Source organism: Bradyrhizobium betae (assembly GCF_008932115.1).
Lineage (GTDB): Bacteria > Pseudomonadota > Alphaproteobacteria > Rhizobiales > Xanthobacteraceae > Bradyrhizobium > Bradyrhizobium betae.
Genome location: NZ_CP044543.1, coordinates 6,895,853 through 6,920,533 on the forward strand (window position 1 = coordinate 6,895,853; position 24,681 = coordinate 6,920,533).

A 24,681-nucleotide genomic window follows, 5' to 3' on the forward strand; every position below is an offset into this window, starting at 1 on the left:
CTCATCGCTCCCTTTGCGCTAGTCGTGGCTGTCGAATCCCTTCGGGCTCGACGGCCCTTCGGCCGGTTGTGGCGCGAAACTCCCTGGTCCATGTCTTGAAATAGGCGAAGGCGATCATGATGCCGATGCCGGCGACACTGACGACGATCTGGAAGGCGAGCGAATCGGAGACGAGGTCGATGGCGAAGTAGGCGACGAAGGCGAGGAATACGCCCACGCAGAAGACTTCGAGCGATCGCTCTCCGCACAGCCGCAGCGGCCGAAGCCAAGGAGCCGACAAGAACGGCGCCTCTTTCGGAATCAGTCGCGAGACGACGATCGCGAGCGCCAGGAAATGGACGACGCGGTACGGCGCCAGATGCGTCTTGTTGTTCGGAATGAACAGCGACCGGACGGGCTCGACGATCATTTCCGCGTGGCCGGTCCGCGCTGCGAGTGTGACGATCGCGGCGAACAGGAGAAAGAGACAGGCGGCGGCAAGTGTCGTCCTCGCATAGATGAGCCCCCTCGCCGTAGTCGCGCCCCCGACCGCAACCCACGCGCCGATGACGAACAGGAACTGCCATGCGAACGGATTGAAGTACCAGTGGCCGGCAGGATACGCCCGTAGATTCCATCCCCATGCCTGTGCTGCGACGTAGATACCCGCCGAGATCGCCAACGCGACGTTGGGCCACCTCATGAGGACCCACAGCAGCGGCGGAAACGCGAACATCAACGCGATGTAGAGCGGCAGGACGTCGAGGTTTAGCGGCTTATATTCGAGCAAGAGCCCGTGCTTGAGGAACTCGACCGGGTCTCGAATGAGAAGTCGGATGTTGAATTCGTCGAGCAGGTGGGCGTGGCCGTACCGTTGTGCGACGTATCCGATGGTGACGACGTAGAAGACGAACAGCAGGATGTAGGCGACGTAGAGCTGCCATGCTCTGCCGAGAATGCCCAAGGCGGCGGCAAGGAGGCCCTTCGCCCTTGCTGTTCGCGCATAAACGAACGCCACGGTATATCCGGACACGAACACGAACAGTTCGGCAGCATCGCTGAAACCGTAGTTTCGGGCCGTGATCCAAGCGACCGCATTGTTCGGAACGTGGTCGACGAAGATCGCCCAGTTGGCCAGTCCCCGAAACAGGTCGAGGCGCAGGTCGCGGTCGCTGGTTTGGACCCCGTTGGCGGTCATGTAGACGCCCCCTCGCCCGCCCCACGGCTGCCCGGTATCGAAAGCAGCCGCAGCGCGTTCATGGTGACCAATACGGTCGCGCCGGTGTCGGCAAGGATTGCGGGCCAAAGTCCGGTGATCCCCGCGACCGTGGTGACCAGAAAGACCACCTTCAGTCCCAGTGCGATCGAGATGTTCTGCCGTATGACTCCCATCGTCCGCTTGGACAGTTCGATCATGGCTGGCACGTCGGCGACGCGTCCGTGAAGGACTGCGGCGTCCGCGGTCTCGAGCGCCACGTCGGTGCCGCCACCCATCGCCACGCCGACATCCGCGGCGGCGAGAGCCGGCGCATCGTTGATGCCGTCGCCGACCTTCAGGACGACTTCGCCCTGGTTCTTGTAGGCCTCGACGGTGCGCTGTTTGTCCTCCGGCATCATTTGCGCGCGATGGTCGATGCCAAGATCGCGCGCAAGGGCGGCGGCGGTACGGGGATTGTCGCCCGTTAGCATCACCGAACGGACCCCGGCGTCGGCCAGGCGACGCAGAGCCGCGACCGCATCGCTGCGCAACTCGTCCCGCATGGCGATGCAGCCGGCGGCCTCTTGATCGATGACGAGGACGGATACGGTTTTTCCTCGTTCGTTGAACGCCTCGACGAGATCTCTCTGCTCCTCAGAGAGCGCGACGATCCGTTCGGCCGCAGCGGGTGAGCCAAGGAAAACCGTTCGTCCCCCAGCACTGCCCGAACGCCTTCTCCCGCCAGGTTTACGAAGTTCTCAACCGGCTGCGGCCGAGCATCCTTGGCGGAGGCCGCCTTCAAAATGGCAAGCGCGAGAGGATGGCTGGAGCCGCGCTCGAGCGACGCGGCAATGGACAAGACCTCGACCTCTTCGTGACTAAATCCGACGACGTCCGTGACCTTTGGCTTGCCCGCGGTGAGCGTTCCCGTCTTGTCGAAGCAGGCGACGGTGACGTCGCGCAAGCGCTCGAGGACGGCTCCGCCCTTCAGGAGCAGACCGCGGCGCGCTCCGGATGCGAGGCTCGCGGCGATCGCCGCCGGCGTCGAGATCACCAGCGCACACGGACAACCGATCAGGAGGATGGCCAATCCCTTGTAGATCCATTCGCGCCAGGTTGCGCCTGCCCATACGAGTGGCGGCAGGACCGCTACGATCGTGGCGACCACCACCACGCCAGGCGTGTAGTAGCGCGAGAAACGGTCGATAAAGCGCTCCGTGGGCGCCTTCGATTCTTGGGCCTCCTCGACCAACTTGACGACACGGGCGATGGTGTTGTCCTGGGCGGCGGCGGTGACCTTGATCCGGAGTAGAGCCTCTCCGTTCACGGTGCCGGCAAATACTGCCTCCCCCGTCTTCTTGCGGACCGGCGTGCTCTCGCCGGTGACGGGTGCCTCGTCGACGGCGCTGTCTCCGGAGACGATGACGCCGTCGGCAGGAATGCGATCGCCGGGGCGAACTTGGATCAGAGCGTCGACGGACAGCGTCTCGGCTTCCACCTCGCTGACTTGGCCATCGGATTGTTCGAGACGGGCGATCTTCGGGACGAGCTTGGTCAAATCCCGGATGCTCGCCCTCGCGCGCCCCGCAGCGAAACCTTCAAGAAGTTCACCGATCAGAAACAGGAAAACGACAGTCGCTGCTTCTTCCGTCGCGCCGATGAAGACCGCGCCAACGGCCGCGATGGTCATCAGCATCTCGATCGAGAACGGCGTTCCGGCGAAGGCCGCCGAAAATGCTCGCTTGGCGATGGGGACCAGCCCGACCAGCATCGCAAGCAGGAAGGCCCAACTCTCGATGCTGGGGATGCCCTTTCCCAAGGCGAAGGCGACCACCAGCGCCGTTCCGCTTGCGATCGTCGCGTCAACTTTGCTCGACCGCCACCATGGTTCCCGGCCGTCGGCGGCTTGTTGAAGACCGTGGCCATGACCATCATGGTCATCGCCATGATCATAATGGTGCGCCGGCTCCCCTTTCCCCTTGGGGCGATCGTCCTCGACGACGTATCCCAAGGCCGCGATCTGGCGGCTGACCGCCTCCCGCTGGATAGCCCCCTCATGTTCGACCGAAACGCTTCCGCCAGTCACCGAGACTTCGACGCCCCGCACCCCGGGCATCCGCGAAACGGCATTCTCGATCTTCGTGGCGCAGGCCGCGCAGTCCATCCCGCCGACCCGAAGTCTCATCTTCTGAGCAGCCTCGGTCATGCGTGGCTTCCCTGCGCAGCGTCATCCAAGGTGTTTTCCGGTCGAGGTGCCGGCGCGGAGTCCTTCCGGAACAGCACGTAAAGGGCCGGCAGCACCAGCAGCGTCAGGATAGTCGAGGAGATGATGCCGCCGATGACGACGGTGGCCAGCGGCCGCTGCACCTCCGCGCCGGCGCCCGTCGCGATCGCCATGGGAACGAAGCCCAGCGAGGCGACCAGCGCCGTCATCAGCACGGGGCGCAAGCGGGTCACCGCGCCTTCATGAACGGCCTCGAGTACGGACCTTCCTTCGTGTCTCAACTTTTCGATGAAAGCGATGATGACCAAGCCATTGAGCACCGCGACGCCGGAGAGTGCGATGAAGCCTACGCCCGCACTGATCGACAGCGGGATACCTCGCAGCAGCAGCGCCAGCACGCCGCCGGTCAGCGCCAGCGGCACACCGCTGAACACCAGAAGCGCATCGGCAATCGATCCGAAGCTCATGAAGAGCAGCAGCAGTACCAGCAGCAGCGCCACCGGAACTACGATGGTCAGCCGCTTGGTCGCCGAGACCAGTTGCTCGAACTGCCCTCCCCAGCCGATCCAGTAGCCCGCCGGGAGCTTGACCTTCTGCGCGACCGCGCCCTGCGCTTCGGACACGAAAGAACCGAGATCCCTCTCGCGTACGTTGGCCGTCACCACGATGCGCCGCTTGCCGTTCTCGCGGCTGATCTGGTTCGGACCTGGCGCGGAATCGACCGTCGCTACCGACGATAGCGGCACGTAACGGGGCTGTACTCCGAGCGCTGCCGACAAAGCGGTCTTGGTGATCGGAGCCGATCCAGGCTCCTCGGCAGGCAACGGAATCGGGATCGCACGGATCGCTTCGATGTTGCCGCGCAACCGCTCCGGAAGGCGTACGACGATGTCGAAGCGACGATCTCCCTCGAACAGCTTGCCGACGCTCTTTCCGCCGACGGCGATCTCCACGATGTTCTGGACATCGCCGACACTGAGGCCGTAGCGGGACAGGGCCCGCCGGTCGAGCTTGACGGTGAGGATCGGCAGGCCCGCGACCTGCTCGGTCTTCACGTCGGTAGCCCCTCGGATGCCCTGAATTACGGACTGCACCTGACTGGCCGCTCCTTGCAGCACGTCGAGGTCGTCGCCGAAGATCTTGATGCCGACGTCGCTGCGGACGCCTGAAATCAGCTCGTTCACGCGCAACTGGATCGGCTGCGATACCTCATAGTTGCTGCCGGGAATGTCGTTGGCGGCCTTCTCGATCTCTTCGACCAATTCCGCCTTCGGCTTCTCCGGGTCCGGCCACTCGCTGCGCGGCTTGAGCATGACGTACCCGTCCGACATCGACGGCGCCATCGGATCGGTAGCGACCTCAGCCGTGCCTGTCCGGGTGAAGAACTCCTTCACCTCGGGGAGTTGCTGGATCCTCTTTTCCAGCGCCATCTGCAGATCTAGCGACTGCGTCAGGCTCGTTCCGGGAATCCGGATCGCGGCCAAAGCGACGTCGCCCTCATCGAGGCTCGGGATGAACTCGCCACCCATGCGGCTCGCGGCGAACAAGCTCGCGCCGACGATCACAACCGCCAAGACCGCCACGACGCCCCGGAAGGCGATCGCACGGTCTAGAAGCGGCAGATAGACGCGCTTGGCGCCGCGCATGAAGAAGTTCTCCTTCTCAGACACCTTGCCGGTGACCACGATCGCGACGGCTGCGGGCACGAAGGTGACGGAGAACAGCGCCGCTGCGGCAAGCGCCATCAGCACGGTCAGCGCCATCGGCGTGAACATCTTGCCTTCGACCCCTGTCAGGGTCAGCACCGGCAGGTAGACGACCGCGATGATCAGCGTTCCGAATAGGCTCGGTTTGATGACCTCTGCCGAGCCGTTGCGGATCGTCTCCAGCCGCTCTTCCAGGCTCAGCAGCCGGCCCTTCTCATGCTGCGCCTCCGCGAGCAATCGGAGACAGTTCTCGACGATGATGACTGCACCGTCGACGATGATGCCGAAGTCGATGGCCCCGAGGCTCATCAGGTTGGCGCTGACCTTCGTTTCGACCATGCCGGTGACCGTCATCGCCATCGACAACGGGATGACGCAGGCCGTGACCAGGGCTGCCCGGAAGTTGCCGAGGATGAGGAACAGCACGACGATGACGAGGATCGCGCCCTCGACAAGATTCTTCTCGACCGTCTTGACCGTCGCGTCGACGAGGTGGGTCCGGTCATAGACCGCGCGGGCGACGACGCCGTCCGGAAGCGATTTGGCGATGTCGTTCAGCTTGGCTTGAACCCGCTGGGCCACCGCACGGCTGTTCTCGCCGATCAGCAGCATGGCGGTACCGAGAACCGTCTCCTTTCCGTTGAGGGTCGCTGCGCCCGTGCGGAGGTCCTTGCCTTCGGCGACCTGGGCCACGTCCCTCACCCGGACCGGGACGCCGCCTCGCGAGCCAATGACGATATCCTCGATCTCGGCGATGTTGGCGACCTGGCCCGGGGTCCGGACCAGATACTGTTCGCCGTTCCTCTCGATGTAGCCGGCGCCGACGTTGGCGTTGTTGGCGGCGAGCGCCGTCATCACGTCGCGGAAACCGAGCTTGTAGGCCATGAGCTTGCCCGGATCGGGCAGCACGTGGAATTGGCGCTCGAACCCACCGATCGTGTTGACTTCGATGACGCCCGGCACGTTGCGGAGCTGCGGTTTGATGATCCAGTCCTGGATCGTCCGCAGATCGCTCGGCGTGAACTCCTTGCCGCCCGGCGCCTTCGCACCCGGCTTGGCTTCGACCGAGTAGTGGAAGATTTCCCCGAGGCCCGTCGCGACGGGGCCCATGGCAACTTCGACGCCGGCGGGGAGCTGATCCTTGACCTGCTGGATCCGCTCGTTGACGAGCTGGCGGGCGAAGTAGATGTCGGTGCCGTCCTGGAAGACCGCCGTCACCTGGCTGAGGCCATATCGCGACAAGGAGCGGGTGTATTCGAGCTTGGGCAGCCCGCCCATTGCCGTTTCCACCGGAAACGTGATGCGCTGTTCGGTCTCCAGCGGCGAATAGCCTGGTGCCTGTGTGTTGATCTGCACCTGCACGTTGGTGATGTCCGGCACCGCGTCGATCGGCAGACGGGTGAAATTCCAGCCGCCGAAGGCCAACAGTCCCAACACGAACAGGATCACCAGCCAACGCTGGCGGATGGAGAATTCGATGAGGCGCTCAATCATGCTCGGCCTCTCCTTTGCCCATCTCCGCCTTCACGACGAATGAGTTTTGGGCCACGTACTTCTCGCCCGCCTTTACTCCCGCCCGAACCTCCACGAACTTCTGATCGGCGTCCCCGAGTTCCACAGGCCGCGCTTCGAGCTTGTCGTCGCCTTCGCGAACGAATACGACGGTCTTGTTTTCGAAGGTCTGGATCGCGCCGGCATTGACGGCGACCGGCACCTTCCGCTCGGCCAGCACCAGACGAGCGGTCACGAACAGTCCCGGCCGCAGCCTCCCCTCCGGGTTCGGCAGGATCACTCGGGCAATCGCCGTCTGGGTCTCGCTTGCGCCGACAGGCGCCAAGTAGGAGATCTTGCCCTTGATGTCGCCGACGCCGTCATCCGGATCGATCAGGACCTCGTCCCCGATCCGGACGCGCCTAAGATCCTGGCGGTAGATCGACAGGTCGACCCAGATCGTCGACAGGTCCGCCACGACAAATGATGGCTTCTGCTCGGAGACGTATTCGCCGAGCGATATCTGACGGTCGATCACCGTGCCGGCGATCGGCGCCTTGAGATCATAGACCGTCAAGCTCTGGTTGCTCTCGATGGATGCCAGCAGATCGTCCTTGCCGATCACGTCGCCGATCCGGCGCTTGATCGCACGCGCGATGCCGGGAAAGCGCGGCGTGACCTGGACCACCGTCTCCTGATTGGCGCGCAGGACGCCATTGAACGACAAGGTTTCGGTCAGGGTCGCCGGGCCCGCTTCGGCGAAGGTGGCGCCTGCTGCCGCCAACTTGACATCGCTGATCACGATGCGGTCGGCGCCATGTTCGTCCTTCTCGGCGTGCTCGTTGCCGGCCTTCTCCTCCTTGGCATCCTGCTTGGCGACCTGCTGCGTCGCAGCGGGTGCGTCCTTGGGTGTCAGCATGCGATAGCCGAAGGCGCCGGCGGCAGCCGCGACCAAGGCGAGGACGATTGCACTCGAAGTCTTCATCGTGCGCTCTCCCGCGCCAGAGCGAAGGGATTGCCGACGAGTCCTTCGATCGTGGCAACGGCGACGTGGTAGTTCTGCAGCGCCTCCTGCTCCCGCAGACGAGCCTGGGTGACGTTGGCCAGCGCGTCCAACACTTCGAGCAGCGAGAAGCGCCCGGCGCCGTAGCCCTGTTCGATCTCGTTGGAGGCGGCCTGGGCCTTCGGGATGCCGGAGTCGCGAAGTATCGCGAGTTCCCGCAGCGAGCCCTGTACGTTGTCGTAGGCCCGTCCAGCGACGACGATCAGCGTGTTGCGGTTCGCCTCGCGTTCCGCCCGCGTCTTGGCGAGGTTCTGCTGTGCCGAGAGGATGTTGCCCTGGTTCTGATCGAAGATTGGGATCGGAACCGTGAGGCTGAGCCGCACCGCGTCGTCGTTGGTCTCGTTGTAATGTCGCCATCCGGCTGAAAGGCGAACGTCAGGATAAGGCCTGAGCCGCGCCAGCAGCAGTTCGGCGTTGCGTTGCGCATAAACCGCATTCCAGCGCACCAGTTGCGGGTTGGCGTCGATGGCGGCGATCACCGTCTGAAACGGCGGCGCGCGGGTGGTGGCGTCGAGGCGTCCGGAGACGTTGCCGAACTTCGGGGAAGTGTCGCCCATGAGCACCGCCAGTTCGCGGCGCGCGCTGGCCAGGTTCGCCTTGGTGCGCTCGCGATCGGCCTTCACCAGCGCCGCTGCGACTTCGGCGCGACCGGTCTCGGCAGGCGACGAAGCACCGGCATCGACCCGGCGCTGAAGCAACGGCGTCAGCCGCTCAAGGGCGGCGACCTGCTCGTCGAGGATCTGGATCCGCCGCTGCAGCCCGAGCACGTTCAGAAACGCGATGGCCGTTTCCGACAGAATCTGCAGACGTACCGCCTGGCGCTCGATCGTCGCCCCGTTGACGCCGGCCTGGCCGGCCGCGATGCGGGCCTCGCGCTTGCCGAACAGCTCGAAAAGCTGGCTGATCTGCAGCGTCGTCTCGGCCGACTTCGTCCCGCGATAGATGCCCGAACCGAATGAGTTATCCTGTTCGTAGCTCAGTTCCGGATTGAGGAGCGCCCCCGCCTGAATGCGCTGGCCCGTCGCGATCCCGATATCGCGTTCGGCGGCGGTCAAGCGGGGGCTGGTCGCGAGCGCGCGCTGCAGCGCCGCCCCGAGATTGAGGGTCTGCGAATGCGACGCCGCCGTCAGCCAAGGACTGACCAGCAACGCCGTCGCGCACGCGAAACGCGTGACGCACTTTGAAAACATGATGAAAACCTGACGAAAGACGGAATCAGAGCGCGATGCGCCCAGCGGTCATTTTCAGGTCAGGAACTTCGGTGGGGGCGGATCGAGACCGCGCACGGTGTCGGTCAGAGGGGCCGTCGCCCGGATGAGGACCGCCAGCTTGGGTTCCATCACAGTCATGACTTGCTGCGGAGGCGCTGCAACGGAAACCGCGAAGCAGCCATGGCAGTGATGGTCGACGATGGCACCGGTCTCAGGGCCGCTATCGGACTTGGTATCGACCATCCAAGCCACCGGGGAACCGGTTGGATTTGTCACGTCAAGGTCGAGACACCGATGCAGCGCACCCGACATCAGATAGGTCACGATCAGAAATACGGACACGATCCCGCGCAAAGCAGGAACATGCCTCAATCCAGATCTGATCCGACCAATCGTCAATGACCACACTCTACGTTCGCGAGTTGGTAGGTAGCATGGGCGCAAGGCTCACGTCGACCCGCAATATTATAACAATCCCAAACATTTGTTGCGTGTCAATCGCAACTTCTAGGAATCGAGCATGCGGGTAACCCTGTCCCAGTTCTGGGACGTAGCTGCAGGCTTTTCTTCGGAGGCAGCGTACCCGTCTTATGCGACGTTCTTTCACGGCTTCCTAAACGATAGCATTGCAACCCGTCCGATCCGCACCGAATGCGAGGACTGCAGTTTGGCCCCGGCAAAGCCCGCCTTTTTGAAGAGTTTGCCCCAAGTTCCATCGACGTGGGATTGAACCGCAATCCTGCTTGAAATCTGCGCTGCAAGGTTGAGGACGATGCGCTCTTCGCGGCCGGTCGGTCGGTCATAGTCCGCAACATAAAATACACCTCCACGGCGCAGGATTCGGAAAGTTTCCTTCGCCAAGGCGATCTTTTCATCGGGAGTTCTCAAATGAAAGGCGAGTACGCACATCGCGCGGTCGAAGCTGCCAGTGTGAACCGGAAGGGCCACAACGGAAGGTGCGTCGATGAACGTAATATTCTCGATGTGCTGTTCGTCGATCGCTCGCTTTGACTTTCGGACGATCGATGGATCGGGATCCGCTACAACGATACTGAGCTCGGTGAACCGCTCCGCAAGCGAGATCGCCGTCGCTGCGCTTCCCCGTCCGAACGCCAAGAGGCGCTCTCCGCGCTTTGGAGACATCAACTCGAACAAGGGCTCCTGCCACGACGTGTCGCGCAGCATTGCAGCGGCGAAGCGATAGTAAAGCGGTTTGAGCGCCGCCACGACCAAAATCGATAGAAACTTCATGCGGTGTCGCGACCGCGAGGCCAATGGCGGAGAGCGTCCGAAGCCGTCAGAAGCTTCGCGCGCTTGAGGACGCTCTTCAGCTCCTCGAGTTCTGCGAGAAGTCGGTGCGCCTTGCCGCTCGCGTTATTGGCAACATACGCGTTCGCTGCGTTCATGGAACTAGATAGGTTTTCTATCTGCCACCGAGCGTTGCTCGAAAGTGCGAGGAGGACGACACGGCGATCGGTCGCGCACGGCTTGCGGCGGATCAGTCCTTTGGACTCGAGCAATTGCGACTGCGCCGTGACGAACGATGCGTCCACGGCCAGTTTCTCCGACACCACGCTGACCCGCACCCCCTCTTCGTCCGCAAGATGCGATATCGCCATCAGAATGTTCCATTGAGCCACCGTGACACCCAGACCGGCCGCCCAACACTTCTGCACTTCGCTCAAACAGCCGTGAATTTGCTTCACCTCCCAGGATAATCGCTGCAAGAGGTCGTCCGGCGTCGAAGCCTGCGAGTCTTCAACTTGCTTGGTTTCCATAACGTAATCCTTCAATTCCAATGTGACCGCCGACGGCGCCTGCAAAACGGAATGGCCCCGAAAGAGCGGTCTCTGAAAAATGCGTTGTCGATCCAGATCGCCTGCACGCTTGCTGCCCCAGCAACTTGACTGAGCTCGCAAAGGCTTTGAGAGCGACGCCGTCGCCTTCCCAAAGACAGGGACGACAGCATCGCGCTGCGTAATGGCGGCGCGAGGGAGTTTGACGGGAAACGGAGACAGGACGCGCGATGCGTCCCGCGTCGTTCGCTTTAGGTCAGAGATTTCGGCGGGGGCGGATCAAGACCGCGAACATTGCCGTACAAGGGAGCCGCCGATTTCGGCAACTCGGCGGGCTTCAAGCCCAGGGCGAGTTCAGCCTGTTGCGCAGGCGCCGGGACCGATACTGAGAAGCAACCGTGACAGTGGTGATCGGCTACCAAACCCCGTTCGGGCGATTGGGAGGTTTTGCCGTCCGCGGCCGCGATCGCCAAGGATGATCCGGAGCGAATGGCGGCGTCGACATCAACGAGTCCATGAAGAACGCCAGACAGGACGTACACCAGGGTCAGGAGAACGGACACGATCCTGCGCAACGCAGTAACGCGCTGAGTTCCCGATATGACCTGACTACCGGACAATGATCACGCTCTCAGTGAAGACGACGAGGCTACCTATCATGATGGCTACCTTCCGTCGATCCGCAAATATTGCGAGCGCGTGCGTCGCTTGTCGCAGGGTTCCACTTGGGGCCGCCGCCGAGCGCTTCGTGGCCTACAAATCCTCACCAGCCAGTTTTCTGAGTTCGTTCTTGTCGTCTTCGCGCAGGATCGTGTTGGCAACCTGATCGTAGGCTCGGGTCGCAGCGACGAGACTGCTCATCTCATGTACCGCGTTTACGTTCGCCCCCTCCAAGGCTCCCGTAGCGAGCCGAATCTGCGCCGGAGGCACCTCGTTCGCAGGAGACTCCGATGAAAACAGCGTGCTTCCCTCGGCGCGCAACTTGGCATTATCTACAAACTTCACCAGGCGAAGACGTCCTATCGGTCCCCTCGCCGTCGAGATGGTCCCATCGGCTCCGATGCTCAGCGGGCCATCGCGTGGCGGAACCTGCAGGGGGCCGGTCGCAGTCAACACGATATCGCCGGACAACGTGACTACGCGGCCTTCCTTGTCGAGCGTGAACGCTCCGTTCCGCGTGTAGCGATCTCCTGCAGCCGTCTGGATCACAAAGAAGCCGTCCCCGACGATAGCGACGTCGGTCCCATTCCCGGTGGGCTTGAGGGGACCGCCGGAAAAGTCGGTGTAGCCGGTGACGGCCACAAGCGATCGCATCGGAGCCGAGGGCATGTCGTCGGCTTCCTTCGCCTTCGTGAGATATTCGCGGAACTGAAGCCCCTCGCGTTTGAATCCGGTCGTCGTCTGGTTGGCAACGTTTCGAGCAACCTTGTCCAATTGCTGTTGCAGCGTGATCAATCGCGATAGCCCGATGACGGTCTTGTCGGACATTGGAAGACTGCCTTTCAAACTGCCGAATGAGGCCGGTGGTCGCCCTTGCGCTGCGCTTGCTTGGTTTGAGGATGGCAGGGGGACGGGATCCACAAGGCATGTGAACCGCCGCGCGCTCGGTTCTCGGCTTGGAGCCGACAAAATTGCGCGCGGCTTTGTCTCGCCGTCGACAATGTCGTCGGATGGAGCCTTCAGCCCTTGTACTTGGCTTGGCCCGACTTGCCCGTGTCCGTCTTGATCATGAGTGTGATCGCGGTGGATGCCGTAATCGGCTTCTTCGTTTCACCCTTCAGGACGTTCTCTCCCGACGGAGAAAGGACAATCGTCTCTCGATCGTCGCCGTTTACGATTAGAGCAGAGGCCGTATAGCCCTTCGTCGACACGGGCTTGTTGTCCTCGTTAAGGACGTTGAACGTCACGGCATTTCCCGACGGCAGGAACTCGATATGCACGCCGGCCGCATCCGCAAGAACGCCGCCATTGGGTCCCTTCGAACCGTGTGAGTGTTGAGCGTGAGCCGGGACGACCGAGAGCAATACGGCCAGTATGAACGCGGCGGGTTTCATGCAGTTTCTCCTTGTGCGGTTGCGGAAGTCGACTTCGTCGTGACCGCTTCACGACGGAAGAGCGTGTAGAGCGCCGGCAAGACCAGCAGCGTCAAAATGGTCGATGATACGATCCCGCCGATGACCACGGTGGCGAGTGGCCGCTGCACCTCGGCGCCGGCGCCGGTCGCGATCGCCATGGGCACGAATCCCAGGCTCGCCACCAGGGCGGTCATCAGAACCGGCCTCAACCGGGTCAGCGCCCCCTCGCGAACGGCTTCGACGACAGGGCGGCCCTCCGATCGCAGCTTCTGGATGAACGCGATGATGACCAAGCCATTCAGGACGGCGACGCCCGATAGCGCGATGAACCCGATACCGGCGCTGATCGAAAGGGGGATGTCGCGCAGAAGCAGGGCGGCAATGCCGCCCGTGAGCGCGAGCGGCACCCCGCTGAAGACCAATGCGGCATCGGCGAACGTTCCCAGGCTCATGAAGAGCAACACGAAGATCAGGAGCAGCGCGATCGGAACGACGATGGTCAGCCGCTTGGTTGCGGAAACCAACTGCTCGAACTGTCCTCCATAGGTGATCCAGTAACCCGCCGGCACCTTGACGCCGTCGGTGATCCGCCGCTGGGCGTCGGCGACGAACGAGCCGAGGTCTCGGCCGCGCACGTTCGCGGTGACCACGATGCGCCGCTTGCCGTTTTCCCGGCTTATCTGATTGGGACCCGGAGCCGCGTCGATCTCGGCGACCGAGGAAAGCGGGACATAACGGACCTGCCCCAACGGTGAATTTCCCCAAGCCGCCTTGATGGCCCCAGCCTGACCTTCGCGCACGGGAAGAGGGATCGGAAGATTGCGGATCGCTTCCATATCCGAACGAAGGTGTTCAGGCAGCCGAACGATGATTTCGAAACGACGATCGCCTTCGAACACCAGGCCGGCGCTCTTGCCCCCGACCGCGATCTCAACGACACCCTGCACATCGGAGATGCTCAGGCCTTGTCGTGCCAAGGCCTGCCGGTTCAATTTGACCGTAAGCACGGGCAATCCGGAGACCTGCTCGGTCTTCACGTCTGCAGCCCCCTGCACGCCCTGGAGCACGTTTTGCACCTGCCCGGCGACCTGCAACAGCGTGTTCAGGTCGTCGCCGAAGATCTTGACCCCGACATCGCTGCGGACGCCCGATATCAGCTCGTTGAAGCGCATCTGAATTGGCTGGGTGAACTCATAGTTGTTGCCCGGCACTTCCGCGACGACCTTCTCGATCTTGGAGACGAGTTGCGCCTTGGTCATCGAAGGATCGGGCCACTGCGCATGGGGTTTGAGCATGATGTAGGTGTCGGCGACGTTCGGCGGCATTGGATCGGTCGCCACCTCTGCCGTGCCGATCTTGGAAAAGACCTCGCGGACCTCGGGCACCTTCCGGATGGCCTCCTCCAGCTTGATCTGCATATCCACGGCCTGTGTCAGGCTCGTCCCCGGAATGCGCATCGCGTGGGTGGCGACATCCCCTTCATCGAGCGAGGGTATGAACTCGCCGCCCATGCGAGACGCGGCAATTCCGCTGACGATCACCAACGCGCCGGCCGCCAGTGCGACCATGTGTCGATTGCGTATCGAGGCATCGAGAAGCGGCACATAGGCGAAGCGAGCCCCGCGCATGAACCAGTTCTCCTTCTCGGTCACTTTGCCGGTCACCAGAATGGCAACAGCGGCCGGAACAAAGGTCATCGACAGGATCGCGGCGCCGCCCAACGCCATGAGAACTGTCAGGGCCATGGGCGTGAACATCTTCCCTTCGACGCCCGTCAACGTGAGAACCGGGAGGTAGACGACCGCGATGATGAGGGTGCCGAATAGGCTGGGCTGGACGACCTCCCCTGCTCCCGCCAAAATCGTATCGAAACGCTCCTCGCGGCTCAGTATGCGCCCTCTGCGGTGCTGCTCCTCCGCAAGCAGCCGCAGGCAGTTCTCGACGATGATGACCGCACCGTCGATGATGATGCCGAAGTCGATGGCGCCGAGCGACATGAGGTTCGCGCTGACCTTATTCTCGACCATTCCCGTCACGGTAATGAGCATCGACAAGGGAATGACGAGCGCGGTGGCGACGGCCGCTTTGAAGTTGCCGAGGATCAGCAGCAGGATCACGATGACGAGGATCGCGCCCTCAAGCAGATTCTTCTCTACGGTCGCGATCGTGGCCTCGACGAGGCGTGTACGGTCGTAAAGCGCCCTCGCCACCACACCTTCGGGCAGGGATTTCGCGATCTCGTCCAGCTTCGCCGATACACGCTGGGCCACCGTGCGGCTGTTTTCGCCGATGAGCAGCATCGCCGTGCCGACAACGGTCTCGCGCCCATTCAGAGTTGCCGAACCGGTACGGAGCTCTCGCCCTTCGATCACTTCTGCGATGTCGCCGATCCGAACCGGGATCCCTTCGCGCGCCCCGATCACGATATTTCGAATGTCGCTCGCGTCGCCCACCTGCCCCGGCGTGCGAACTAGGTATTGCTCACCATTTCGTTCGATGTAGCCCGCGCCGACGTTGGCATTGTTCGACGCAAGCGCGGTCATCACATCGCGAAAATTCAGCCGATACGCCATCAGCTTGGTAGGATCGGGCAGGACGTGGAACTGCCGCTCGAACCCACCGATGGTATTGACCTCGACTACGCCGGGCACCGTCCGCAACTGCGGCTTGATGATCCAATCCTGGATCGTGCGGAGGTCTATCGGGCTGATCTCGCTCCCGTCCGGGTTTTTGGCTGCCTTCTTCGCCTCGACGGCGAACATGAATATCTCGCCGAGGCCTGTCGAAATCGGTCCCATCGCCATTTCGATGCCGTTCGGCAGGAGGTCTTTCACCTGCTGCAAACGCTCGTTGACCAACTGGCGCGCGAAATAGATGTTCGTGCCGTCGGCGAAGACGACGGTGACCTGGCTTAGCCCGTATCTGGACAGCGACCGTGTGTACTGGAGGTTCGGTAACCCGCCCATGCCAGTTTCGACTGGAAACGTGATGCGCTGTTCGACCTCTAGGGGCGAATAGCCCGCCGCGCTCACGTTGATCTGCACCTGGACGTTGGTGATATCCGGTACCGCGTCGATCGGAAGGCGCGTGAAGTTCCACGCACCTACCGCCCCGACTGCGAGCACAGCAAAGAGGACAAGCCATCGCTGGCGTATCGAGAATGCGATTATCGCGGTGATGACCCCGTGCTTCCGGTCGCCGACCGGGCCCTGCTCAGTGCTCATGGGCGGCCGTTCCCTTGGCTATTTCAGCCTTCACGATGAAGCTGTTTCGTCCCACGTACAGGTCGCCCTCCTCCAGGCCGAACTGCACCTCGACGTGCTCGCGATCGCGAGCACCCAGCTCGACCTCTCGCACCTCGAATTTCAGGCCATTGCGGACGAAGACGACGTTGCGGTTTTCGAAACTTTGGACGGCGGTCGATTTGACGACGATCGGCGCGGACTTGTCCGAGAGCATCAGGCGCGCCGTGACGAACATGCCTGGCCTCAGTCTTGTCCCCTCGTTCGGCACGCTGGTGCGCGCAAGAGCGCTCTGCGTATCCGCGCTGCCGACGGGCGAAATGTAGGTCAGCCTGGCGTCGATCGGCTTCCCGCCATCGCCGACATCGATGACGACCTTGTCGCCTTCGCGCACCCGCTTCAGGTCCCGCCGGTAAACGGATAGGTCGACCCATACGGTGGAAATATCGGCGATCGTGAAGGCTGCCTTCTGCTCTGACGCGTATTCGCCGAGAGAAATTTGGCGGTCGATGACCGTGCCGGCCAACGGCGCCCGGATCTCATAAGTCGTGAGACTCTGGTTGCTCTCGATCTTGGCCAGGAGGTCGTTCTTTTCGACGCGATGACCGACGCTCGCCTTGATCTCGCGGACGACTCCTGGAAATCGAGGAGTCACCTGAACGAGAGCCTCCTGATTTGGCTGCAAAATGCCGTTGAGGAGCAGACTGTCATGAAGGACGCCGGGCGCCGCGACGAGGAGCTCGATATCGGAAGACCTGAGCTTGTCGTCGCTCATTTCGACGCCGTCGGCGTGACCTCCCTCTTCGTGGCCATGCCCCGCCTCCGATTGCTTGCCGGAGCTCTGCTGAGGCAAGTTCAATAGGAAGAAGCCGATTGCAGCCAGCGCGATAGTTGCCAGGACCGAGTTCGCGAAAAGCCGCTTCATGGCGCGATTCTCGCTGCGCGGGAGGCGCGATCGCGCAGCGCCAGGCAAACGAGGGTTTCCAAGCCGCATCGACCGGCCGACGACGAACGCCGCTCCCACGTCTCGAAACCCATGGGCAAAGCGACGAATACATGCGCTCGCGCTTCTCGCGCGGCAGCGATCTCAGAAGACATGGAAATAGACCTGCAAACGAAGGCAAGAAGGCGCACGGATGCGCCGAGCGGGTTCGTTCAGATCAGGCCTTTGGAGGGGGAGTATCCAATGCGGAGGAGGTGCCGGTCAGCCGCTTCGTCGGCATAGCGACCGGCTTCGTCACGGCCGCAGCGAGCGACCAGGCTGCCGTGGCCCGAACGGGCGAGACGGAGAAGCACCCGTGACAATGCCGTTCGGTCAGAACGCTGTCGCCACCGGTCGTGCTTCCCAGGCCTGCAGTCGAAAAGACGGTCTCGGTCGAGCCGGAGGTTGCCACATGGTCGATGTGGGCACTATGGAGGACGGCGGCGCTCAAATGGCCGAACGCAAGCAACAGAACCAGCAGATCGCGCAGCCGGCGAAGGAGAGCATTGCTGGTGGCGGCGATCGGCATAACGCGAGGCAAATCCGCAGAGGCAGAAGTGGCGCTGTCGCTATGGGCGACTCGGCATACTCGGCACTCCTACACGTCGCTCGGTCGGTTGTCCTCAGCAAAAGCGCGGGGTGCGACAATGTTGCCGCGCTGTCATAAGAGGTTGTTTCCGTCGCTTTGCCTTCCCAGTTCCGTTGCAGGGCCAAGCTCCTGCACTACCCGACGCCCCGGGTCTTCTCGGAAGGTTGCGAGAGGGCGGTGTCGGCTGCCTCGGACTTCGCGTCGGCTATCCGCTCCACCGATCCGGCGATGCCCCGCAGCGGCGTGCCGAAATCGGGAATATCGATCAAGGCTAAAAGCAGGCCGGCGATCCAGAACGCGTGTATCCCCGTGAACAGCGAGATCAGGCCGAGCACCGCGACGAACTCGAACTGCAGCTTCTGCGACTTGTGCGCCATCCGCTCGGGCAGGCTGTGTAACTTCCAGTACAGCACGCCGACCGAAAAGATGACCGCCACCAGGAAGAACCCCATTACCACCAGCAGGACGTCGGAGCCGTCGGCCCCCGGCAGGAAGAACGGAAGCTTATGGGGAGCCATAGGATGAATTTCGTCCGCCAAACCTACTCTCCCAATAACGGATTGGACTTCGTCTTCCGAATATGGGGGCTTACATCGCGGGCCTTGATCTAGATCAAAGGATGACGGCGAGTTCTCTTCTCGAAGCGCAATGCCCCCGATGAACGCGCAAAGGTCCGGATGAACCGCGGGACGCCGCTAGGAGGTCCCTTTCCTCCGACGAGAGAGGCGCCTTCACCTCGCCGCGCGGGCCTTTACTTTGCGACCTTTGAGGTAAGCCCGGAGCGCCTTCTCGGCGAGAATGTAGGCGGGCTGACCGTCCTCGATCGCCGCCATTTTGAGAGATTTGATGAGATCCTCGGGGAGATAAAGCAAGATCTGCCGCCTGCCCCCTTCCCCTTCTCGGGCCACCGATACGTCAACCTTGGGCCGCTTCATCCATCGATCTCCGCAAACAGCCAGGCGTGGATAGCTGACTATCAAAATACGCATACCATCGAGACGCGCTCCCGAGTAGCCGAAACAGACGATTTTAGCGCCCTTGTTCACAGCTTCGTAACACATTACCAGCTCGCGCGCTGGACAATTCCAGCCTCGGCGTTGCACTTTTCTGTACCGCTAGATAGCTCGCTATCTATTGACTCGACGATGGCGCACGGCTATTTGGCGATTATCGATGTGAAAATGCGGCGATCAACATGAGCAACGACGAAGAGAACGACAGGACGGCGACGCAGATCGCGCAATTCATCGTCCAAGGAGTTCCTCAGCCATGTGCGTCGACATTCCCGGCTATCCGTCCGACCTCCGCCCCTTCCTGACTGCCAAGAGCCCGACCCCGATTCCAGTCGGCGACGCGGTCCGGCAAGATCTCTTGATTCAGTTGGCCCTAGATCCCGAGATCGCGGCCATCGAGCACATCGCTTCGGTCGCTCTTTGCGGCGTCGTCTACCCTGTCGACCTTCTGCTCGCGACGCGCGGTGAAGCACGATTGATCCTCGACGTCGGACCTCCGCTTCGCGATCTCGACGATGAAGGAACGCTCCTGCTCGCGGCCGACGAGCTTCGGGCGATGATCGTGCCTCTCTCGCTGGACGACGTGTACGCGCGACCGCGGTCGTCGAACGCCAGGCTGGTCTGGGCGTCTCGCAATCGACCAGTTCCGGCGGATGGCCGAGAGCGGATCTTCGCGGCCATCGAGGACGACGGCGACTGCACTGTTGCCAGTCTGGGCTTTGGTCTCCGCGACTGGGTCTTCGCGCTCGCCTGCGAGGGCGCCGTCGCGATCGATATCGACCGCGACCCGATCGTCGACGCCCGCGTGCGTCTTGGCCGGTTTGCTCGGGTCCCGCCACTCCGCTCCCTCGCACCGCGCTGAGGTTCCGATGTGCGAATGGCGTCAACGGCTCACCGATAGGTTTCCCGAATTGTTCGACAGCGCCAGGGTCGGCGGGCATGTCCCCGGCCTGTCGCTGGTGGATGATGGTTGGCGGCACATCGTGTGCCGAGCCATCGCCCGGATCGCGACGGCGGTCGGCACCTCGCCACTGAAGATCACAGCGATCTCCAGGCGATCTGGAGTGCTGAGGCTGGATTACGACCGTTCCTCGTCGATCGCGCGTCTGCCGGATATCGAGGCCGCGATCCAGTACGCCATCGCGCTGGCGGAGGCCGGTTCGGCGTGCACGTGCGAGCGGTGCGGCCGCGAGGGATGTCTTCACCAAGTCGGCTCGGAACTTGTCACCGCGTGTGTGGCGCATGCGAACGGGGTGAAGGTGCGCGAGGTGCGTGGCTTCGAAAACCTGCATGTCGTGCGGTCGTTCGACGGCAAACGTCCGGGGCCGATCATTCTTGGTCGTTATGACCGGATTACCGACGTCTTCGTCGCGGTCGATCCGCGCTCGCTCCCGGCAAAGGAGTGAGCGCGTGCGCATCTGGACCATGAGCGATCTCCATATCGAAACCGCGAGGGGCTGGGACCTGCCCTCTCCTTCGAAGCGGCCCACCTATGACGTGTTCGTTTGCGCCGGCGATCTCATGCCGGGCTTCGCGCGGGGCGTGAAGTGGTTGGCCGAGCGCATCGACGACCATCCGGTCGTGGTGGTAGCCGGCAATCACGAATTCTTTGGGCGAGACATCGACCGCGAGATCGAGAAGGCCCGCGAGGCCGCCTTCGGCACCAACGTCGTCGTACTTGATGACGAAGCCAAGTTGATCGGCGGCAAAGGCGGCGTCCTCATCGCCGGCGCCGTCGGGTGGACCGACTTCGACCTGTACGGCACGCCGGAGAAGTCCATGCTCGCGGCCGCCGCCAGCATGAACGACTACCGTCGGATCCGGACGGATCGCTATGCCCGGCGTCTCCGTCCTCGAGACACGCTCGCCCGCCATCGCAAGACCCGCGAGTTCATCTCGTCCACGTTCGGCGGGCCGAAGACATCGAAGCGGCTCCTCGTTACCCATCATCCCTTCCACGCTTTCGGCGGTCGGAGCCGTCCGGCGTCGACCACGGACGAGCAGGATCTCTTGGGCCCGGCCTACGCTTCGCGCTGCCCCGAGATGTTCGCTGTCGGTCTGGACGCGGCCATCAGCGGGCACACGCACGTCAGTTTCGAGCTGGCGGTCGAGGGCGTGAAGCTCATCGCGAACTGCAAGGGATACGGTCCCTGGGACGCTGTCTCGCGCTGGGAAAACGATGACTTCGATCCCTGCTTCACGTTCGACATCTAGGAGGACGCGATGGACGACGAGATCACCCCCGCGCCGCACGACAACGGCTTCTACTCAATCCAACCTTCGACCGGACATGAGCCATGCGCTTCGACCACAGGATCCGCCCCCGATCTGCCGATTTCGTTTCGCCAAAGGCTTCACGACCGATTCCGCACGCTGGCGGGATCGTCAGGGACGCCTTGCTACAGGCAACGTTGGACCCCGAGATTCTTGAAATCGGCTTCCTCGGGACGGCGGGGACCGAAGCGCGGCCGGTAGATCTTCAAGTCGTCACCTTCCGGACAAATGCCGGCTGGCGGTATCTGGACATCGAGGTCTGCCGGCCGCTGCGGTCGCTCGGGGAAGCCGATGCCTTCGATCGGGAACTTCGGGCACGCGGCCTGGCGCCCTACACATTGACCGGAGCGGATATTCTCAAGGAGCCCCGCTTCTCCACGGCTCGCGCGATCTGGACGTACCGACGCTTTTCGGTCCCGCCGGACATGCGTCACCGGCTGCTCGCGGCCTTGGCGGAGGACGGGCCGATGTCGCTCCATCATCTCTGCACTTTGGTACCCGGACCTCTCGATCCGTTTGCGTCGGTGCTATCGCTCGCATGCCGCAACGAGGTCGAGATCGACATTTCGACGCCGCTGAGCCGGTCGACGACCGTGAGGTCTCGCTCATGACCGGAGGGTTCTCCAAACTGCGGCACGGTATGTTGCCCGCTCCGGAAGACGATCCGGAGATCACCGACCTAGAGGCAGCGATCGAAGGTCCACCGGATGAAGTTCCCGTTCGCCGCTCCGATCGACCTGACGCGCGGCTGAATGCGAAAAAGGTTCGCGGCGCGATCGTAGCCGAGGCTTTTCGGCGGGCCGCCCCTCCGTCGTTGAGGCGAGCCATTGCGGCGGGACGCCCGGTTGTGAGCGTGGTTCAGGCCCCCTCCTCGGCATGGATGGAGGCGGTCGACGAATATCTGAGCGAGGCTCGCGTCATGACTATCGCACGCGCCGGCTCGAACAAGTCGATCGACGTCAATCAGGTCGGAAACGAAGAGGTAGCGAAGTGCCTGGTTGCCGGACGCAGCTTCGTCGGGATATCGACGGATCCGCAGCGTTTCTTGCCCACCACTCTCCTGCTGTCGGCCGACGTTACCGTGAAACTGGTTCCGCCCGACGCCAAGTCGGTGCGCGTCCTTCTCAGAACGTTGCTGCCACCGATGGGACGCATACCGAGCAGCCGCATCGCCGACACATCGGGTCTCGACCTGAACGATCTGGTTTCCATCTTCAGGAGCGGCTCGACGGCTTCCGACGCGTTGGAACGGCTTGCGACCCTCGCGATGCGCCGGCGGCAGAGCTCGCCCCATGTCGAAGGTGCGCCGATCCTCTCTAACGCGATCGAGTTCGGCGGTGCCGCCCAAATTTTCGGCCTGAACTTCGTGAAGGATGTCCAAGATTGGAGGCAAGGATCCATTCAGTGGGCGGAAGCGGACCACGGCGCGATTCTGCATTCAGAGCCGGGCCACGGTAAAAATTTTTTCGTAAATTCTCTCGCCTTGGCGGCAGGCACCGGCCTCGTCGTCGCGAAGATCTCGGATTTTTTCGCCGAACGCGAAGGACACTTGGGGGATGTCGTCAAGTCGCTCAGGGCCGTGTTCAGCAGGGCTCGAGCGGAAGCGGCCCGCTTTGGGCCGTCGGGGCAGCGCGGGTGTCTTTTGGCATTCGACGAACTGGATGAACTGCCTTCTAGAAACCGGATGTCGCGGCACAACGCCGACTTTTTTTCGGTCGTCGTAGGCGAGATGTTGACGAGTTTGGATTCCGTCATGTCCGACAATGAGAGCAACGTCGGACTGTGCGTGTTGGGAATGACCAACCGGCTCGACGCCATCGATCCCGCGCTCCTGCGCCCCGGGCGCTTCGAACGCACGATCGAGATTCCTCGCCCCGACGCGGCAGGCCTGGCCAACGTCCTGCGATATCATCTTCGCGGTACGCCTCTCGAAGGAGCGGATCTGTCATCCGCGGCGCTTCTGCTCGAAGGTATTTCCCCGGCCGAAGCGATGGAGGTCGCAAGATTGGCGCGGCGCGCCGCAAGGCGTGCCGGCCGGCCTTTGAACGTCGACGACCTCGTCAGGGAAGGTAGCGGGCCGGCACTGCCCCAGACGGTCTTGCGTCGCATCGCCGTACATGAGGCGGGCCACATGGTCGCCTGCTTCGCGACCGGGGGCAAACCTCTCAGCGCCAGGATTCTCAACCGGGGACATATCGGTGGCGACGCCCGCCTGAATTTCGAGGAGAACCAAGTGTGGACGCTCGATCGTCTGGAGAACCATATCGTCTTTCTGCTCGGGGGTCTCTGTGCAGAGAAGGTGATCCTTGGTTCGGTTTCCACGGGGGCCGGTGGCACTCAGAGGAGCGACCTGGCGATCTGCACGTCGCTGCTCGCGGCCGCCTTTACGTCCACGCCCCTGCTCGGCAGGCTCGTCTACCGCTGCGCCGATGGCGAAGCGCTGGCCATGGTCAGTAGAGATGCGGCGCTCGCCAAGCAGGTCGACGACCGACTGAAAATGCTCGAGCGGCGAGCGACCGGGATAGTCATGCGGCACGCGGCCGCCGTCGTCCGGATCGCGGACGCTTTGGTAGCCAGACGTTACGTAAGCGGCGACGAAGCGAAGGATCTCTTCCTGGGCCGAGCGTCGGTCCGCCAACCAGTCGCAGCCGTCGCGAACAATACGCCGAGGAATACCCCATGATCCGCATCCATATCGAACTTCTGCCGGGAGGCTCGACGCATCTTCGGCGCTCCATCGCGAGCGTCCGGATATCCAATCTGAGCGATCTGGCGGACCGATCCGACTACGGCATCGACGTGCTGGAGGCCGCCGACCCGCTCACGGGCACCCCGCCGCGGCTCGCCAGCACCAAGGTGTTCGACCACTACCGACGGCAGTCGATCTGGGCGTTGCTGGCCAAGGTAGTGGACGCCATCGAAAGCGCCGATTTCGTGGAGCTCTGAATGAAAATCCGGTCGCCCACGACGTCGCCATTTGCTCCGGAGAGCTCGGCCTGGTTGAACGGCTTGAGAGATGCGGATGCATCGGCGTCGACGATCGACTGCTATTCGCGGGACATTCGGGATCTTGCAGCTGCGCTCGGCTCCGACGGGGTAGCCGCGATCGCGCGGATCGACCAGTCGGTCGTCGATGGCATCGCGGCCACCTGGGCTGCGACCGGGACGGCGCAGTCCACCATCTTTAGACGCTTCTCCGCATTGCGAAGTTTTGCCCGCTTTCTCAGCCTGGAGCGTTCCTATGACTGCTCGAAGCTGCTGAGCTGCCGCTTTCCGCCCTGCGGCAGGGTCCGCCGCGTGGCCGTAAGCGACGACGTCATCGAGATCATGCTCGCAGCGCCAACGGGGGATTGCGACGAGTCATGGACATACGCGCGCGATCACGCTGCGCTTCGCTTGGCTGCATCATCCGGACTCACGACCGCCGAGATGGTCGGCTTGAATCGAGGCGACTACAATCCGCGGCTGTCCACGGTCAGGGTAACGGGCTCCCATCTTAACGGGCGGCCTGGCATCGTTTCGCCGGAGGCCAAGGAGTGGCTGGAGCGGTACCTGCGAGCACAGCCCTTCGAGCTTACGCCGAGCGCACCTTTGTTCGTTACGTCGCGGGGGACCCGCTTCAGCGCGAGATCGCTTCAACTGGCTTGCCGCCGGCTGCGACAGGCGACTGGAGTCGGTCCGGACGCCGTGCCTACGTCACTGCGCAACGCTCTCGCCGCGAACCTGGTCCGCTCCGGTGCGGCGCCCGAAGTGGTGGCAAAGACCTTGGGCATCGGCGTCGCCGCGGCGTGGCGCTACTTCGACGCGCCGGAGATGCTGTGATGTGCGCAGCGGCACG

Annotated in this window: 21 protein-coding genes and 1 pseudogene; 7 read left to right on the plus strand and 15 right to left on the minus strand. The window is 62.8% G+C overall.

Going from position 1 to position 24,681, the window contains the following annotated elements:
* Position 1: 1 nt before the first annotated feature.
* The 15 genes and pseudogenes from F8237_RS33125 to F8237_RS33195 all read right to left on the minus strand — a co-directional run bounded on the left by F8237_RS33125 (position 2) and on the right by F8237_RS33195 (position 18,491).
* Positions 2 to 1,177 carry an OpgC domain-containing protein gene (locus F8237_RS33125; RefSeq protein WP_049820120.1) on the minus strand — a complete coding sequence of 392 codons (1,176 nt, stop codon included), beginning with the start codon at positions 1,175 to 1,177 and terminating at the stop codon, positions 2 to 4.
* Positions 1,174 to 3,383 (minus strand): annotated as a pseudogene (locus tag F8237_RS33130) (heavy metal translocating P-type ATPase). Before F8237_RS33130 ends, F8237_RS33125 begins: the two are co-directional and overlap by 4 nt.
* A complete protein-coding gene (locus F8237_RS33135) occupies positions 3,380 to 6,601 on the minus strand; it encodes an efflux RND transporter permease subunit (RefSeq protein ID WP_049820121.1) in 3,222 nt (1,073 codons plus the stop codon). Before F8237_RS33135 ends, F8237_RS33130 begins: the two are co-directional and overlap by 4 nt.
* Positions 6,594 to 7,583 carry a divalent metal ion exporter adaptor subunit IhpB gene (ihpB, locus tag F8237_RS33140; protein WP_028136447.1) on the minus strand — a complete coding sequence of 330 codons (990 nt, stop codon included), beginning with the start codon at positions 7,581 to 7,583 and terminating at the stop codon, positions 6,594 to 6,596. Before ihpB (F8237_RS33140) ends, F8237_RS33135 begins: the two co-directional genes overlap by 8 nt.
* On the minus strand, positions 7,580 to 8,851 hold the full coding sequence (gene ihpA / locus F8237_RS33145) for a divalent metal ion exporter subunit IhpA (RefSeq protein ID WP_028136448.1): 1,272 nt from the start codon (positions 8,849 to 8,851) through the stop codon (positions 7,580 to 7,582). Before ihpA ends, ihpB (F8237_RS33140) begins: the two co-directional genes overlap by 4 nt.
* Before the next feature lie 54 nt (positions 8,852 to 8,905).
* Positions 8,906 to 9,214, minus strand: a complete 309-nt coding sequence (locus tag F8237_RS33150) for a hypothetical protein (protein WP_151650244.1) — start codon at positions 9,212 to 9,214, stop codon at positions 8,906 to 8,908.
* 261 nt (positions 9,215 to 9,475) lie between these two features.
* A complete protein-coding gene (locus tag F8237_RS33155) occupies positions 9,476 to 10,123 on the minus strand; it encodes a class I SAM-dependent methyltransferase (RefSeq protein ID WP_028136450.1) in 648 nt (215 codons plus the stop codon).
* A complete protein-coding gene (locus F8237_RS33160; RefSeq protein ID WP_151650245.1) occupies positions 10,120 to 10,650 on the minus strand; it encodes a MarR family winged helix-turn-helix transcriptional regulator in 531 nt (176 codons plus the stop codon). Before F8237_RS33160 ends, F8237_RS33155 begins: the two co-directional genes overlap by 4 nt.
* Before the next feature lie 771 nt (positions 10,651 to 11,421).
* The gene (flgF, locus tag F8237_RS33165) at positions 11,422 to 12,156 is read right to left on the minus strand and encodes a flagellar basal-body rod protein FlgF (RefSeq protein ID WP_028136451.1); all 735 of its coding nucleotides are present in this window, start codon (positions 12,154 to 12,156) and stop codon (positions 11,422 to 11,424) included.
* Between the two features lie 191 nt (positions 12,157 to 12,347).
* Positions 12,348 to 12,722, minus strand: coding sequence for a hypothetical protein (locus tag F8237_RS33170; RefSeq protein ID WP_028136452.1), 375 nt, complete (start codon positions 12,720 to 12,722; stop codon positions 12,348 to 12,350).
* Positions 12,719 to 15,967 (minus strand): efflux RND transporter permease subunit, encoded by a 3,249-nt coding sequence (locus F8237_RS33175; RefSeq protein ID WP_049820124.1) that lies wholly within the window; start codon positions 15,965 to 15,967, stop codon positions 12,719 to 12,721. Before F8237_RS33175 ends, F8237_RS33170 begins: the two co-directional genes overlap by 4 nt.
* Complete coding sequence (ihpB, locus tag F8237_RS33180) at positions 15,957 to 16,910, minus strand: divalent metal ion exporter adaptor subunit IhpB (RefSeq protein WP_028136454.1); 954 nt, start codon at positions 16,908 to 16,910, stop codon at positions 15,957 to 15,959. The genes F8237_RS33175 and ihpB (F8237_RS33180) overlap by 11 nt, the downstream gene beginning before the upstream one ends.
* Positions 16,911 to 17,145: 235 nt before the next feature.
* Positions 17,146 to 17,496, minus strand: coding sequence for a hypothetical protein (locus tag F8237_RS33185; RefSeq protein ID WP_028136455.1), 351 nt, complete (start codon positions 17,494 to 17,496; stop codon positions 17,146 to 17,148).
* 194 nt (positions 17,497 to 17,690) lie between these two features.
* Positions 17,691 to 18,074: a hypothetical protein gene (locus F8237_RS33190; RefSeq protein ID WP_028136456.1), complete on the minus strand. Its 384-nt coding sequence runs from the start codon at positions 18,072 to 18,074 to the stop codon at positions 17,691 to 17,693.
* Between the two features lie 213 nt (positions 18,075 to 18,287).
* Positions 18,288 to 18,491, minus strand: coding sequence for a hypothetical protein (locus F8237_RS33195; RefSeq protein ID WP_049820125.1), 204 nt, complete (start codon positions 18,489 to 18,491; stop codon positions 18,288 to 18,290).
* Positions 18,492 to 18,825: 334 nt separating this feature from the next.
* Here F8237_RS33195 and F8237_RS33200 point away from each other — a divergent pair, with 334 nt between their 5' ends.
* The 7 genes from F8237_RS33200 (at position 18,826) to F8237_RS33230 (ending at position 24,665) form a co-directional block, all read left to right on the plus strand.
* A complete protein-coding gene (locus F8237_RS33200) occupies positions 18,826 to 19,431 on the plus strand; it encodes a hypothetical protein (protein ID WP_028136457.1) in 606 nt (201 codons plus the stop codon).
* A 49-nt stretch (positions 19,432 to 19,480) separates the two neighbouring features.
* Entirely contained in the window at positions 19,481 to 19,975 is a 495-nt protein-coding gene (locus F8237_RS33205) for a hypothetical protein (protein WP_151650246.1), read from the plus strand.
* Positions 19,976 to 19,979: 4 nt separating this feature from the next.
* Entirely contained in the window at positions 19,980 to 20,783 is an 804-nt protein-coding gene (locus F8237_RS33210; protein ID WP_151650247.1) for a metallophosphoesterase, read from the plus strand.
* A gap of 83 nt (positions 20,784 to 20,866) precedes the next feature.
* A complete protein-coding gene (locus tag F8237_RS33215; protein ID WP_028136460.1) occupies positions 20,867 to 21,454 on the plus strand; it encodes a hypothetical protein in 588 nt (195 codons plus the stop codon).
* On the plus strand, positions 21,451 to 23,526 hold the full coding sequence (locus F8237_RS33220; RefSeq protein ID WP_162006318.1) for an AAA family ATPase: 2,076 nt from the start codon (positions 21,451 to 21,453) through the stop codon (positions 23,524 to 23,526). Before F8237_RS33215 ends, F8237_RS33220 begins: the two co-directional genes overlap by 4 nt.
* The gene (locus F8237_RS33225; RefSeq protein ID WP_028136462.1) at positions 23,523 to 23,789 is read left to right on the plus strand and encodes a hypothetical protein; all 267 of its coding nucleotides are present in this window, start codon (positions 23,523 to 23,525) and stop codon (positions 23,787 to 23,789) included. The genes F8237_RS33220 and F8237_RS33225 overlap by 4 nt, the downstream gene beginning before the upstream one ends.
* Positions 23,790 to 24,665: a tyrosine-type recombinase/integrase gene (locus F8237_RS33230; RefSeq protein WP_028136463.1), complete on the plus strand. Its 876-nt coding sequence runs from the start codon at positions 23,790 to 23,792 to the stop codon at positions 24,663 to 24,665.
* The last annotated feature ends 16 nt before the right edge of the window (positions 24,666 to 24,681 follow it).

Excerpts from the sequence above, each read along its gene's own strand:
- F8237_RS33125 (WP_049820120.1), bottom strand. The coding sequence starts at position 1,177 with ATGACCGCCAACGGGGTCCAAACCAGCGACCGCGACCTGCGCCTCGAC.
- F8237_RS33135 (WP_049820121.1), bottom strand. The coding sequence starts at position 6,601 with ATGATTGAGCGCCTCATCGAATTCTCCATCCGCCAGCGTTGGCTGGTG.
- ihpB (WP_028136447.1), bottom strand. The coding sequence starts at position 7,583 with ATGAAGACTTCGAGTGCAATCGTCCTCGCCTTGGTCGCGGCTGCCGCC.
- ihpA (WP_028136448.1), bottom strand. The coding sequence starts at position 8,851 with ATGTTTTCAAAGTGCGTCACGCGTTTCGCGTGCGCGACGGCGTTGCTG.
- F8237_RS33155 (WP_028136450.1), bottom strand. The coding sequence starts at position 10,123 with ATGAAGTTTCTATCGATTTTGGTCGTGGCGGCGCTCAAACCGCTTTAC.
- F8237_RS33160 (WP_151650245.1), bottom strand. The coding sequence starts at position 10,650 with ATGGAAACCAAGCAAGTTGAAGACTCGCAGGCTTCGACGCCGGACGAC.
- flgF (WP_028136451.1), bottom strand. The coding sequence starts at position 12,156 with ATGTCCGACAAGACCGTCATCGGGCTATCGCGATTGATCACGCTGCAA.
- F8237_RS33170 (WP_028136452.1), bottom strand. The coding sequence starts at position 12,722 with ATGAAACCCGCCGCGTTCATACTGGCCGTATTGCTCTCGGTCGTCCCG.
- F8237_RS33175 (WP_049820124.1), bottom strand. The coding sequence starts at position 15,967 with ATGAGCACTGAGCAGGGCCCGGTCGGCGACCGGAAGCACGGGGTCATC.
- ihpB (WP_028136454.1), bottom strand. The coding sequence starts at position 16,910 with ATGAAGCGGCTTTTCGCGAACTCGGTCCTGGCAACTATCGCGCTGGCT.
- F8237_RS33185 (WP_028136455.1), bottom strand. The coding sequence starts at position 17,496 with ATGCCGATCGCCGCCACCAGCAATGCTCTCCTTCGCCGGCTGCGCGAT.
- F8237_RS33190 (WP_028136456.1), bottom strand. The coding sequence starts at position 18,074 with ATGGCTCCCCATAAGCTTCCGTTCTTCCTGCCGGGGGCCGACGGCTCC.
- F8237_RS33195 (WP_049820125.1), bottom strand. The coding sequence starts at position 18,491 with ATGAAGCGGCCCAAGGTTGACGTATCGGTGGCCCGAGAAGGGGAAGGG.
- F8237_RS33200 (WP_028136457.1), top strand. The coding sequence starts at position 18,826 with ATGTGCGTCGACATTCCCGGCTATCCGTCCGACCTCCGCCCCTTCCTG.
- F8237_RS33215 (WP_028136460.1), top strand. The coding sequence starts at position 20,867 with ATGCGCTTCGACCACAGGATCCGCCCCCGATCTGCCGATTTCGTTTCG.
- F8237_RS33220 (WP_162006318.1), top strand. The coding sequence starts at position 21,451 with ATGACCGGAGGGTTCTCCAAACTGCGGCACGGTATGTTGCCCGCTCCG.
- F8237_RS33225 (WP_028136462.1), top strand. The coding sequence starts at position 23,523 with ATGATCCGCATCCATATCGAACTTCTGCCGGGAGGCTCGACGCATCTT.
- F8237_RS33230 (WP_028136463.1), top strand. The coding sequence starts at position 23,790 with ATGAAAATCCGGTCGCCCACGACGTCGCCATTTGCTCCGGAGAGCTCG.